14 protein-coding genes are annotated in these 11957 nt (G+C 66.6%); 8 read left to right on the plus strand and 6 right to left on the minus strand.

All coding sequences use genetic code 11. The annotated features are described in order from the left end of the window. Positions 1-202: 202 nt before the first annotated feature. Positions 203-1054: an alpha/beta fold hydrolase gene (locus tag ELR45_RS18600; RefSeq protein WP_165367906.1), complete on the minus strand. Its 852-nt coding sequence runs from the start codon at positions 1052-1054 to the stop codon at positions 203-205. A gap of 60 nt (positions 1055-1114) precedes the next feature. On the opposite strand from ELR45_RS18600, the gene ELR45_RS18605 reads away from it, so the two are divergent. Then, positions 1115-1618: a MarR family winged helix-turn-helix transcriptional regulator gene (locus ELR45_RS18605; RefSeq protein ID WP_129667723.1), complete on the plus strand. Its 504-nt coding sequence runs from the start codon at positions 1115-1117 to the stop codon at positions 1616-1618. Positions 1619-1693: 75 nt separating this feature from the next. Here the strand turns inward: ELR45_RS18605 and ELR45_RS18610 are convergent, their stop codons facing one another. Continuing rightward, positions 1694-2143: a YbhB/YbcL family Raf kinase inhibitor-like protein gene (locus ELR45_RS18610; protein WP_129667724.1), complete on the minus strand. Its 450-nt coding sequence runs from the start codon at positions 2141-2143 to the stop codon at positions 1694-1696. A gap of 220 nt (positions 2144-2363) precedes the next feature. Here ELR45_RS18610 and ELR45_RS35460 point away from each other — a divergent pair, with 220 nt between their 5' ends. The 4 genes from ELR45_RS35460 to ELR45_RS18625 all read left to right on the plus strand — a co-directional run bounded on the left by ELR45_RS35460 (position 2364) and on the right by ELR45_RS18625 (position 5642). Beyond that, positions 2364-2648, plus strand: coding sequence for a TetR family transcriptional regulator C-terminal domain-containing protein (locus ELR45_RS35460; protein ID WP_165367907.1), 285 nt, complete (start codon positions 2364-2366; stop codon positions 2646-2648). Beyond that, entirely contained in the window at positions 2645-3289 is a 645-nt protein-coding gene (locus ELR45_RS18615; protein WP_165367908.1) for an SDR family oxidoreductase, read from the plus strand. Before ELR45_RS35460 ends, ELR45_RS18615 begins: the two co-directional genes overlap by 4 nt. A 78-nt stretch (positions 3290-3367) precedes the next feature. Continuing rightward, entirely contained in the window at positions 3368-3988 is a 621-nt protein-coding gene (locus ELR45_RS18620; protein ID WP_129667726.1) for a PadR family transcriptional regulator, read from the plus strand. Positions 3989-4178: 190 nt separating this feature from the next. Further along, positions 4179-5642 (plus strand): sulfatase family protein, encoded by a 1464-nt coding sequence (locus ELR45_RS18625; RefSeq protein ID WP_129667727.1) that lies wholly within the window; start codon positions 4179-4181, stop codon positions 5640-5642. A 37-nt stretch (positions 5643-5679) separates the two neighbouring features. On the opposite strand, the gene ELR45_RS18630 is transcribed toward ELR45_RS18625, so the two are convergent. Next, complete coding sequence (locus tag ELR45_RS18630; RefSeq protein ID WP_205856843.1) at positions 5680-6912, minus strand: MFS transporter; 1233 nt, start codon at positions 6910-6912, stop codon at positions 5680-5682. Positions 6913-7042: 130 nt separating this feature from the next. On the opposite strand from ELR45_RS18630, the gene ELR45_RS18635 reads away from it, so the two are divergent. Together ELR45_RS18635 and ELR45_RS18640 are read left to right on the plus strand one after the other, a co-directional pair. Beyond that, on the plus strand, positions 7043-7588 hold the full coding sequence (locus ELR45_RS18635; protein WP_129667728.1) for a TetR/AcrR family transcriptional regulator: 546 nt from the start codon (positions 7043-7045) through the stop codon (positions 7586-7588). Between the two features lie 162 nt (positions 7589-7750). Next, complete coding sequence (locus ELR45_RS18640; protein WP_129667729.1) at positions 7751-8377, plus strand: class I SAM-dependent methyltransferase; 627 nt, start codon at positions 7751-7753, stop codon at positions 8375-8377. Between the two features lie 66 nt (positions 8378-8443). Here ELR45_RS18640 and ELR45_RS18645 read toward each other — a convergent pair whose 3' ends face one another. Continuing rightward, a complete protein-coding gene (locus ELR45_RS18645; RefSeq protein WP_129667730.1) occupies positions 8444-9292 on the minus strand; it encodes a class I SAM-dependent methyltransferase in 849 nt (282 codons plus the stop codon). A gap of 73 nt (positions 9293-9365) precedes the next feature. Here ELR45_RS18645 and ELR45_RS18650 point away from each other — a divergent pair, with 73 nt between their 5' ends. Beyond that, on the plus strand, positions 9366-9797 hold the full coding sequence (locus tag ELR45_RS18650; RefSeq protein WP_129667731.1) for a helix-turn-helix domain-containing protein: 432 nt from the start codon (positions 9366-9368) through the stop codon (positions 9795-9797). Positions 9798-9878: 81 nt separating this feature from the next. On the opposite strand, the gene ELR45_RS18655 is transcribed toward ELR45_RS18650, so the two are convergent. Then, on the minus strand, positions 9879-11369 hold the full coding sequence (locus tag ELR45_RS18655; protein WP_129667732.1) for a DUF6297 family protein: 1491 nt from the start codon (positions 11367-11369) through the stop codon (positions 9879-9881). Then, positions 11366-11957, minus strand: a 592-nt coding sequence (locus tag ELR45_RS18660) for an ABC transporter ATP-binding protein (RefSeq protein ID WP_165367909.1), incomplete at its 5' end; no start/stop codon positions are given. The genes ELR45_RS18660 and ELR45_RS18655, both read right to left, overlap by 4 nt.

Here is an 11957-nt window from a genome sequence, read left to right on the forward strand (position 1 = left end):
GATGGTGGACATCGCGTCCGGATTGATCATCGTGGTACTTCCTTGAGAGCGGGGTTTCCGGCAGGTCCGAGCTTAGTGCCCCAGCGGATTCCGCCGGTCAGTCGCCGTGTTCCCTCGTTGAAGCGCTGGCAGGCCGTGTTGACCAGCTCCAGATACGTGTCGGAACCCTTGGCCTGCAGCTCGCCGCTTCACCCTGGACGCGTCAGAGGTCGTGCGCTCTCACGAAGTCGGCGACGGCGGCGTTGAACCCGTCCGGGCGCTCCATATTGGGGTAATGCGCACTGTTCTCGACCGTGACGAAGTGGCCACGCGGCACGGATCCGGCAAGGTGCCGTGCCATCCGCAGATGATCCTCACCGTCCACGCCTCCGGCGACGGCGAGCGCCGGCACGTCAATCTGCGGCAGGCGCGCCCAGGTGTCGGTGACCGGGGTGGGCGCGACCGGCGGAACCGGTATGCCGGCGTCATCGAGGATGACGTGCGCGGCCAAGGTGTCACGCACCATCGTCTCGATACACCGGGTCACGTCCGAAGCGACGTCGCCCGGCCCGCGGCGCGGGCCGGGAACGAACCTCATGAACGCCTCGATCCATCCTTCGGCGTCACCGGCTTCCTGCGTGCGCTGCCAGGTGGCCAGGATGTCGAGCACCCACGGCTCCGTGAACTCCGGCTCGCTGGTGCCGGTGCCGCTGACCACCAGTGCCGCCACCCGCTCGGGGTACTCAAGAGCCGTGTCGACGGCGGTCCCGCCACCCATGGACAAGCCGACCAGAACCGCCCGCTCGATCTCAAGCGCGTCGAGCAGCGCGACCACGTCGTCACAGAGCCGGTACGGCGCCGTCGGCGTCGAAGAGCTCCCGTGCCCGCGGGCATCTGGGGCCACGACACGGCGGTCCACGAACGCGTTGACCTGCTGATCCCACATCCGATGGTCGACCGCGCCCCCGTGGAGGAACACCAGCGGGTCGCCGCCGATGTCAGGGTCACGGTCGACGTAGCCCACACGTTGATCGCCGAGGTCGAGCATCCTGAACGGTGAAAGTGCCTCACTCATGACAACCAAGGTGCCATACTGTCCTGAATTTTGACAATCAAGGTGTCATAATCGGGTGTTGTGAACAACCAAGCACTTGACCCTGATGCCCTCGCCGACCGCCTCGCCGAGATCTACCTGGTGGTCGGCCCGCTGTACCGCAAGGTCCTCCGCGTCGTCGAGCGCGACCAACCTGTGATGGGCATGTCTGTCGGCGTCCGCGCCGTGCTCGATCAGCTACGCCGACGTGGCGAGCTGACGGTCCCGCAGATGGCGCGCGATCAGGATCTCAGCCGCCAGTTCGTCCAGCGGATGGTCAACGACGCCCGCGAGGCCGGCTGGGTCGACGTGGTCGACAACCCCGCGCACCGCCGATCCCACCTGGTTCGCCTCACCTCCACCGGCGAACAGGCCATCGGCGACGTCGCCGCGCGCGAGCACCGGCTGCTGAGCCAGGTCGGCGGCGACATCACCGACACCGAGATCAACGCGACCCTCCGCGTGCTGACGGAGATGCTTGCGGCCCTGGACGCCGTGGACCGCCACGACGACCCCGACGTCCAGAAGCCGGCGCTCGGCCCGTAATTCTCCCTATGACCACGCCGCCGCAACGACCACAGCGCCGATCAAGGCACGCAAGATCGCCCAGCCCGCCTCCGGTCAGCGCTGGAACAGACCGACGAGCGTGCCGCTCGCGCGGGTGATCCCGTCTATCGCGCGATGCACATCGGCGACATGTGGCGCACGCGGCAACGCGGGCGCCTCCGAGAGCGCGAACAACCGGAAGAAGTACCGATGAGCCTCGTCACCGACAGGCGGCGCCGGCCCACCCCAGCCCAGCTCGCCGAAACCGTTCGGCCAGTCAGTGCCGCCAGGGTTCTCACCCTCCGCAATCCCGGTGATGTTCGGGTCAAGTCCGGTCACGAGCCAATGCAGAAACGACCCACCGGGTGCGTCCGGGTCCTCACAGAGCAAGAGCAGCTCGGCAGTGCCTTCCGGGACACCTTCCCACTCCAGGCCAGGCGAGATATTGGCGTCGTGGAACGCGTGCCGGCCCGGTATCGGCGTGTTATCGGTGAACCTAGGGCTACGAAGAACAATGCCCGCCATGAGATCACTCCCCCGTTGAGACCGCCGAGTCGTGCGTCGCACGTTACCCGCGAAGGCCGCGGGCATGCCGGGCCGGCAGAGCCGCCCCACGCCGGCGGCGACCTCACGTTGAGCACTCATGCATGCCAAGCCCTGTGCTATTCGACTCGAATGCCCGAGCTCACCGACACGCTGACGCCCCGCCCGGGTCGACCCACCGCTGCAGGTACCGCGAGCCGGTATGGCGGATCGGTATCGTGATACCGCCCATGACGAAAAGCTTCGGGCACACAGTGTGTGGCTTGCCGAGCACTACCGCGCCCCGTTCGACGAGGCTGTACGCGCCGGCATCGAGGCCGAGAGATTCCGCAGTCGCCAGAACCCCGCGGCGGTTGTCGACGTGTTGATCGCAAGCATGGACGGCCTGTTGTTCCCCCGCATCCTGGGCCACACCCGCACCGATCCCGCTGTCTACCGCGAAGTGGTCCTCGACCAGCTCGCCTGGTCATTGGAGGTGACACGGTGACTGTGCTGGTGACCGGCGCAACCGGCAAGGTCGGACGCCACGTCCTCAACGAGCTCACCCGTCACGGCATTCCTGCCCGTGCGGGGTCACGGCGCTCCGAGCCGGCATTGGACTGGAGCGACTCGCACACCTGGCCCGCCGCACTCGCCGGCGTGACGGGCGCGTTCATCGTGCTGCCCGGCGGCGACGACGGACACCGCTCGGTCACCGGCCTGGGCGACCATGTCCGAGCGTTCCTCGATCTCGCCGCGACCTCAGGCGTGTCGAGGCTGGTGCTGATGACCGCGCTGGGCATGCAGTACGCACCCGAGGAGGTCGAGCAACGCGCAGTCGAGCTACACGTGGCCGGCAGCGACCTGGACTGGACGATCCTGCGTCCGAACTGGTTCTTCCAGAATCTCACCGAAGGCCCGCTGCGCGACCTCGCAGCCGCAGGCGACGGCGTCCTCCGGCTGCCGGCCGGTGATGCCGCGGTGAGCTTTATCGACGCCCGTGACATCGCCACCTGCGCCACGGTCGCCCTCGCCGGTGGCACGCACGACCTCACTGGTCCCGATAGCCTCACGTTTGCCGATGTCACCGGAACAGGCCGTGAACGCTCCCCTGCGCTACCTGTCACCGGCCCCGCGCGAGTCATATAGTCGAGACGATAGGGATCCGCGCACAGCGCACGCCTGACCCAACGCTGACTAAGTGATTTGTACTATTGTGGAGCCGGAATGGCCAAGCTCAATCTGCTCGAGTCCGTGCTGTTGGGTCTCCTCGCTCGACGGCCGAGCGCGGGGTATGACATCCGCAAGTACCTGGAGAAGTCGGGGCGGATCTACGGTTACGCTCCACAGGCGTCACAGATCTACCGCCAGCTGGCCTCTCTTGTCCGGCGTGACCTGCTGGAGTTCGAGATCGACACGGGTCGCGGCGGCCCAGACGCCAAGGTCTACTCGCCCACACCTGCCGGCTTCCGAGCGTTCCTGGAATGGGTGGATGCCCCCTTCCAGCCGTCGGAGCGGCCATTGGACGCACACTTCCAGCTACATTTCGCCCTGGCCGGCGCGGTGTCTCCGGTCGTCGCACTGCGCATCGTCGAGACGGAGCTGGCCTTCCGCCTGGAACAGGAAGCCAACTGGGCGCCCGACCTCTTCCTGCCCACGACGGTCGAGGAGCCGCTGGACCTCGAGTGGATGGACGAAGCCGCCTTCCTGGGCGACGCCCGGGGCAACCAGCTCGCCAGCGCACACATCTCCTGGCTGCGCACCACGAGCCGCCGGCTACGGCGCTACATCGAGCGCACCGGCGCCGTATGGCCAGATCCACGCTGGAGCCGGCTCGCCGGTGAGTAGGCCATATGCGGCGGGTCGTGCGGACCGCGCATGGGCCCTTCGACACAGGCTAGGTTAAAACACATCTACTCGATGCTAGGCATTTTCTCCCCGATATCTGTATCCAACTATGTGACAAGTGCTAATCTTCTGGACACCGATGTCGCTGGCCCCAGCCCGCCACGGAGACGAGAAGCCGAGGGAACCCACTATGTCCACAGCCTCCGCCCGACGCCCGAACATCGTCCTGATCCTCACCGATGACCACGCCGCACATTCGATCGGTGCCTACGGATCGGTCGTGAACGAGACCCCTCGGATCGATGAGATCGCGCGGCAGGGCGTCCGCATGGACAACTGTTTCGTGACGAACTCGCTGTGCTCCCCCAGCCGCGCTTCGATCCTCACCGGTACCTACAGCCACGTGAACGGCGTGACGACGTTGTTCACGCCGATCGACGCGAGCCAGCCGACATTCATCTCACAGCTCAAGGAGGCGGGCTACCGGACGGGCATGGTCGGCAAGTGGCACATGGGCGAGCAGGAGAGCGCGAACCCACAGGGCTTCGACTACTGGGACGTGCTGATCAATCAGGGCGAGTACCACAACCCGCGGTTTCTCTCGAAGGACGGCATCCGCGTGGAGGAGGGGTACGCGACCGACGTGATCACCGACCTCGCGATCGACTGGGTCGAGAGCCTCGAGGGCGACGAGCCGTGGTGCCTGCTCATCTGGCACAAGGCTCCGCACCGGTCGTGGGAGCCGGACGACAAGCACAAGGACATGTACTCCGACCCGATACCGGTGCCGGGAACGTTCTGGGACGACTACAGCACTCGCTCGGCGTCGGCGCGGCGCGCCCTCATGCGGATCGCGGACTACATCAACAACGACGACGTCAAGGTGGCGCCGCCGGAAGGCCTCAGCTACGAGGAGCTCGCGCTGTGGAAGTACCAGCGGTTCATGCAGGACTATCTCAGGTGCGTGGCATCCGTCGACGACAACGTCGGACGAGTCACCGACTGGCTACGCGAACGCGGCGACTTCGATGACACGCTGCTGATGTACAGCTCGGATCAGGGCTTCTTCCTGGGCGATCACGGATGGTTCGACAAACGGTTCATGTACGAGGAGTCGCTGCGGATGCCGCTCGTGGCGAGCTATCCGCGGGCGATCGAGGCCGGCTCGGTGCACGACGGCATCGTGACGAACGTCGACTTCGCGCAGACGATACTCGATGCCGCGGGAGCCGAGGCGCATCCGCGGATGCAGGGCCGCAGCTTCTGGGGCGATCTCGTCGGCGTCCCCTCCAGCTCGCCCGCGGAGGGGATGTACTACCGGTACTGGGAGAACGACGACTGGTTCCACAAGGCACCGGCCCACTACGGCTACCGCGATGCGCGCTACAAGATCATCCACTTTTACAACACGAGCAACGGGCTGCCCGGGACGGGCTTCTTCGAATACCCGGCCGAGTGGGAGCTCTACGACCTCGAGCGCGACCCCGAGGAACTGCGCAATGTCCACGACGATCCGCAATACGCCTCGATCCGCGAAGAGCTCAAGGTCAAGCTGCACGCCGCACAGGCCGCGGTCGGCGACTCGCCCGCGGACGGACGAGCACCGACGGAGGACGACAGGCGCTCTGTGCTCACCCGGTTGACGAACCGATGAGCTGAATCGTCATCACTGGTCATCGCGGATTGTTCGTTCACGCTCCGGCGTCCCTCTCACTGGATGCTCGGATCAGGCGCTGCGCGCAGAGGGACGCTCCCAAGGCGAGCAGCGCGAAGACGGCGGCGAGGAGGCTGACATACCGGCTGCCGAGGAGTTCGATTCCGGCGGCTCCGACGAGGCCGGACATCGCGATCGCCAGGTACAGCACGCTCTGGTTCAACGAGATCACGATCGGGGTGGCATCGGGCCGTAGGCCGATCAGTCGATGCTGCTGAGGGGTGGTGATCGCGAAGGCGCCCACCACGTAGAACCCAACGACCACAAGCGCGGCGCCGAAGTGCCCGGTCGCCAACGGCACTACGATCAGCCCTGCCGTCAGCCAGATGAGCGCGACAGCGACCACGCGCGCCCCACCAAGACGATCGGTCAGGAAGCCAGCGGCGAGATTGCCGATCGCACCGGCGATGCCACCGGTGAACATCAGCACCGCCAGCGCCACACCGCTGCCGCCGGTGGCTGGAGCATAGATCACACCGATATAGGTGTAGGGGACGAACACTGCCGTGAAGGCCACCAGAGTCGTCACCAGAAGCAACAAGACGCGACGGTCCCTCAACGGGCGCAGTCGCGCACGAAGCCCGCCGCCCGAGGGAACTTGCAGGTGTTTGGGCACGAACGCCCAGACGCCGACCAGGCCGATGACCGCCAGGGCGGCGGCGAACCACATGGTCGCCCGCCAGTCCAGCAGACCGCCCAGGGCGGTGCCGATCGGGGCGCCAAATGCCACCGCGGCGGTGAAGCCGGTCACCACCAGGGCAATCGCTCGACCCTGCAACCGCGGCGCAACCAAGCTGGCGGCGGTCACCGAGGCGCTCGGAATGAACAACCCCACACCAGCTGCGGCAATGACCTGGGCTGCGATGATCTGACCGTAGGAGCCGGCTAACGCCGCGCCGACTGCTCCGATCAGATAGATCACCGTCGCCGTCACCAAGACCGTGCGACGGCGCCACGCCGCAGTCAGTGCGGTCAGCACCGGCGCGCTCACCGCGCACGTCAGCGCGAACACTGTCACGATCTGCCCCGCGCTGGCCACGGAGATCTCGAAAGCCTCGACCAGCATCGGCAACAGGCCGGCCAACACGAACTCGCCGGTGCCGACGGCGAACACACCCAGGGCCAAGACCGCCACCCGGCCCATTCCCCCGGAACTACTCCCCCGGGAAGGGGCCTGCGTGCTCTCCCGAGTCTGCGACGGGTACGTCATACGCTATGTCCTTCCATGCGCGGAGTGAGTCGACACATCCGCACTGCTAAAATGGTACTGATCGGTTCCGCTTAGACGGTACCGATCGGTTCCGTCTGTGTCAAAGGATGCGTCCCGAAGGAGTCGAACGATGCCCACCAACGCTCGTCAGCGACTGCTGGACGCCGCGAAGAAGCTCTTCTATGCCGAAGGAATCCAGGCCGTTGGCTTGGAGCGACTGCTTGCCGACTCCGGAGTCGGGCGCGCCTCGTTCTACCGTCACTTCGCCAGCAAAGACGACCTGGTCGTGACCATGCTGAGCAACTACGACCAGACCTACCGAACGTGGCTGACTGAACGAACCACCGCCCTTGGCGGCACCCCGCTCGCGGCCTTCGACGCGCTGATCGAACATGCCAAGACCTCTGACTTCCGCGGCTGTGCCTTCATCAACGCCATCGCCGAGGTCGCTGAACCGGACAGCCAGATCCGCGCCATGGCCAATCAGCACAAAGAGGCCGTCGCCGACTACCTACGCACGCTGCTGGTCGAGGCCGGATACCCCGACGACATGAACCTGGCCCGACAACTCCTGCTCCTGATGGACGGCGCCGCAGTCACCGAACTCTACGAACGATCCGATCGAGCCGCCCGGCAAGCCAAGGCCATGGCCCAAGCGCTCCTGGAGCACACCTAGCCACCATGGCGATCTCCAGAGATCAGTTCCGAGGACAAGTAGGACTTGTAATTTCGGATGACCTTTGCCGTTATCGCAACTCAAGTTGCGACGTCTGGCGTGATCTCTCAGTCTGTCCCTCAGACGACCCAGCCCGCGCACGATTCCGGAGAGAGAGCGGCGATGACCACATACGACGAGAGCTTCTGGGAGACCCACTACCAGGCGCTCGACCCATCATGGGGCACGAAGCCAAACCCAGCCGTCGTGGCGACGATCCCAAGGCTGAGCACCCCGACGGGCCGAGTGCTCGAACTCGGTGCGGGTCATGGTGGCGACACCCTCTGGCTCGCTGCTCAGGGATGGACGGTGACAGCGCTCGATGTCGCCCAGACTGCCCTGGACCGCCTTGCCCGCCACGCCGCCGCACTCAAGCTCTCCGACCGCGTGACGGCAACCCGTTGCGATGTGACGAAACAGCCCTTGCCCGACGGTCCCTTCGATCTGGCGCTGGGAAGTTTCTTCTACGTTCCCGACCGCGAAGAGCTGTGGCGCCGCGCAGCTGAAGCCGTGGCACCCGGAGGCGCGCTCGTCATCGTCGACCATGGCTCCGTCGCGCCCTGGTCATGGAGCTCGACGGCTCACGACGATCTCCCCACACCGGCCCAGCTCGCGCATTCACTCGGCCTCGGGCCGGAATGGGCACCCGAGATCTTGGAGGCGCCGAAGCGAGACGCCACCGGTCCGGACGGGCAGCACGCCGAGGTCACCGACACGATCGTGGCTATGCGCCGGCAGGAGCGGAGATAACACGCGTATACACCGCTGAGCAGGACGTTCCGTACCGTATCCCGAGATCACCGAAGTCGATACGCCCTACGACGATGCACGGGCATTGACCATCCAGCAGGCGGCGGTGAAGCGGACCTGCGCACCATGCACATAGGTGTCGAACGCGGTGCGCACCGTTTCGATGACCTGGGCACGGATCCGGTCGTCCGCCGTGTTCAGGACCGCGCCGACGGGGCCGAGCCTGGTGAAATACCTGCTCAGCTCGCTCTCGGGCAGGGTGCAGGTCACATCGATCGGCTGGACGTCGATTCCGGCCCATCCGCTCTCCTCCAGGATGCGGTGGACCCTGCCTGGGTCGGCGAACGCGAACTGCCCCGGTGCGTCCGGCCGGCGCGCAGGAAGCTCGGGCAGGAACGGCGCCGCGGCGCGTTCTGCCGTCGTCATGAACGGGTTTTCCTCGGCGCTGCGCCACGCGATGAACCGGAGCTCGGCGTCGCCCTTCGCGGCATGCCGCACGTTCGCAAAGGCCCGGACGGAGTCGCTGAAGAACATGACGCCGAAGCGCGAGATGATCGTGTCGAAGAATGCGGGATCGAAGGCTTGATCTTGCGCGTCGGCGCAGATGAAGGACGTCTGTGTGCTCTCCTGGTCTGCGCGCGCCTGGGCGACGGCAATCATCGGCTCAGAGATGTCGATGCCGACGCAGCGGCCCTGTGTATCCAGCTGCCGAGCGGCCGCCAGCGTCGTGCTGCCCGTGCCACAACCGATGTCGAGCACGCGGCTTCCACCCACGGCGGAGATCGCTTCGGCGAGGAGATCTTCGAAAGGCTTGAACATGTCGTCCAACACCGCCTGCGTATCAACCCAGGCATGGCCGGCGGGGCCGTTCCACAGCGCCTTCTGATCGAGGTCGGTCTTGCGCGTGACATCCATGTTCGTCTCCCGTTGTTGACGTGACGAGGCCAAGATGACACGGTGCTACTTCAAGTGGACTTGAAGTCAAGGGATGACGGATTTGGACATCGCGGAGGTGGCGGAGCGCGCCGGAGTCTCCACGTCGACGCTGCGGTTCTACGAGGAAAAGGGGTTGATCGCCTCGGTCGGCAGGCGGGGCCTGCGCCGCCAGTTCGACCCCGACGTGTTGGAACGGCTGGCGCTCGTCGCGCTGGGGCGCACCGCCGGCTTCTCGCTGGACGAGATCGCGCCCATGTTCGCGCCCGACGGCGAGCTACGCATCGACCGGCAGATGCTTGCCAACAAGGCAGACGAGCTGGACGCCACCATCCGCAGGTTCATCGTTCTGCGCGACTCCCTCCGCCACGCCGCGGCCTGCCCGGCCCCCAGCCACATGGAATGCCGCACGTTCCGTCGCCTACTACGCGCCGCCGCATCAGGCGCACTCGGAGAATCACAGACGAACGCCCCGCGGCAGCCATGAGTTCATCACGAGGCCGTGATTCGACCGTTTGAACACGACGCAATGCGTGCTGGCCCGCGTTCAACACGTGCAGGGCCGGGGTTACGTGCGGTGTCGCCAACGGCGGAGCCCGACGCCGAGGATCACGATGGTTGTGCTGGCCAGCAGCAGCGGTGCCTCGAAGGCGAGCACCGCAGCTGCGCCGAGGATCGCCGAAAGTAGCGCCGCGTCGAGAGCCCATGTCATATGCACGGCCGCGCCGAGGTCGCCCATCGGGGTTGGGATCGGAGTGAGCAAGGAGGGCGGGAGCATCCCCTTCAGCGCGCTGCTGATGCGACCGATAACGCTGAGGCAACCGAGCGCGAGAGAACTGACCAGCGGCATGACGGCGGGGAGGCCGGTGAGAGTCGACCACACGACGACGGCCGCGGCCACCACGGCGAGGACGACCACCAGAGGAAGCAGGGCATGGTTGACGAGCAGACGTTCATCGCTGATCCCGTACACAGAGTGGCCCGATGCGACGTCGGCGGCGTGCCGGATACCGTCGCTGAACGGGCCGAGGCCGCCGAAGGCGAGCAGCCCGGCGACGGCGCCGAGTAGCCATCCCGGCGTGGTCGGCGCGAACGCGAACGTGATGAGTACGCCCGCCGCCACCAGGGCAAGCAAACCGACGATGAGTCGGCCCGGCGTCCGCAGAGCCCCGATCGCGTCGCGGACCAGGAACATCAGCCGCAATGAGCGGAAGCGGCGGATGGCGCGCATTCGGCGGCCGACATGTGGCGGGTTTTGGTAGATCGTCGCCGCCGCGTTGAAGTCCATGATCGCCGCGCGAGCTGTCGCCGACTCCCACTGTGCCGCCTGAGCGTCCAGCTGGGCGGAACCCAGCCGCTCCATCAGCGACGGCACGAGCGCAACGAGCGCCACGGCCGCAGCGGCCAGCGCCGGCAGCGCAGCCGATTCACCGCCGGGATAGGCGAGGCCGACCCACACCCATGGGGTGAACGACCAGACCGCGGGAAGGGCGGCACCGACCGAACCGAGGCCGATCAACAGGATCACGGCGAGAACGGCCGCGCGTGGAAAGACCTGCCCGGTGAGCCAGGCCACGGTAGCGACCACTCCCACCAGCGCTCCGGCCGCAGTGAACACAACGACGCCGGCCGGATCGGCCAGACCGTGCGTGAGGAGGCTGCCGCCGGCCAACCCCGCCGCAGCCATGGTCGCCACGATCACGACGGTGCCGGCACGAAGCAGCGGAGCGCCGAAAGCCTCGGCGCGGGACAAGCCGCTGGTGCCAAGCGCATAGGTCAGAAACGGCGGCCGCAGCGCCGGACCTCGATCACGGCCAAGCAGCAGCGCACCCGCCCACAATGCCACGGCCACGGCAGCCGCGAACCCCGGTGCGGCAGACGACGAGAACAGGGCGATTCCCGCCTCGCTGGTGGCGCTCAACCACACCGCGCGGCCGACGGGGACGACGGCCACCAGCCCGGCCATGACAATCGAGTACACCAGGAACGCCCGGTCCCCACGTGCGCGAGCACGACGTCCACGCCAGAGCGCGATGGCGACGTGCGCGCTGCCCGTCACGCCGCAGTGTCCAACCGCAGGGTGCTGTCGGCCAGAGCATCAGCGAGCACCGTGCTGTGTGTGGCGATGACGAGCGTCGCCCCGTCGTCGCGCCGGATGCGGAGAGCGTGAATCACAGACTCGACATGCTCCGGGTCCAATCGCTGCTCGGGTTCATCGAGGATGAGCACGTCGAACGGACGAGCGAGCACCAGCGCGAGACCGAACAACTGCAACTGCCCCGACGACAACTCGTGCGGAAACCGATCGCCGAAAGCACTCAACCCCAGCTCCGCGAGAACACCACGCGCGACCTGCGCTGCGTCATCAGGCTCACGCCCCCACGTCACCGCAACCAGGGTGACATGGTCAAGCACCGTAAGGTCTCGCGCGACCGGCGGCAAACCGACCATCGCGGCGACCCGGCGACGAAAGCCACGGTCGCGCTCCTCCACCACGGCACCGCCGATCCGCACCGAGCCGCAAGAAGGCTTACGCGACCCGGCCAGCACACGCAACAACGTCGACTTGCCCGTCCCGTTCCTGCCACACACAGCCAAGACCTCGCCAGGCTCGGCGACTGCCGAGACCGGGGCCAGCAACGTCACC

Origin of the sequence: Phytoactinopolyspora endophytica, from assembly GCF_004138495.1 — a bacterium.
In the GTDB taxonomy this organism is placed as follows: Bacteria; Actinomycetota; Actinomycetes; order Jiangellales; family Jiangellaceae; genus Phytoactinopolyspora; species Phytoactinopolyspora endophytica.

Excerpts from the sequence above, each read along its gene's own strand:
- ELR45_RS18600 (WP_165367906.1), bottom strand. The coding sequence starts at position 1,054 with ATGAGTGAGGCACTTTCACCGTTCAGGATGCTCGACCTCGGCGATCAA.
- ELR45_RS18610 (WP_129667724.1), bottom strand. The coding sequence starts at position 2,143 with ATGGCGGGCATTGTTCTTCGTAGCCCTAGGTTCACCGATAACACGCCG.
- ELR45_RS35460 (WP_165367907.1), top strand. The coding sequence starts at position 2,364 with ATGGCGGATCGGTATCGTGATACCGCCCATGACGAAAAGCTTCGGGCA.
- ELR45_RS18620 (WP_129667726.1), top strand. The coding sequence starts at position 3,368 with ATGGCCAAGCTCAATCTGCTCGAGTCCGTGCTGTTGGGTCTCCTCGCT.
- ELR45_RS18625 (WP_129667727.1), top strand. The coding sequence starts at position 4,179 with ATGTCCACAGCCTCCGCCCGACGCCCGAACATCGTCCTGATCCTCACC.
- ELR45_RS18630 (WP_205856843.1), bottom strand. The coding sequence starts at position 6,912 with ATGACGTACCCGTCGCAGACTCGGGAGAGCACGCAGGCCCCTTCCCGG.
- ELR45_RS18635 (WP_129667728.1), top strand. The coding sequence starts at position 7,043 with ATGCCCACCAACGCTCGTCAGCGACTGCTGGACGCCGCGAAGAAGCTC.
- ELR45_RS18640 (WP_129667729.1), top strand. The coding sequence starts at position 7,751 with ATGACCACATACGACGAGAGCTTCTGGGAGACCCACTACCAGGCGCTC.
- ELR45_RS18645 (WP_129667730.1), bottom strand. The coding sequence starts at position 9,292 with ATGGATGTCACGCGCAAGACCGACCTCGATCAGAAGGCGCTGTGGAAC.
- ELR45_RS18650 (WP_129667731.1), top strand. The coding sequence starts at position 9,366 with ATGACGGATTTGGACATCGCGGAGGTGGCGGAGCGCGCCGGAGTCTCC.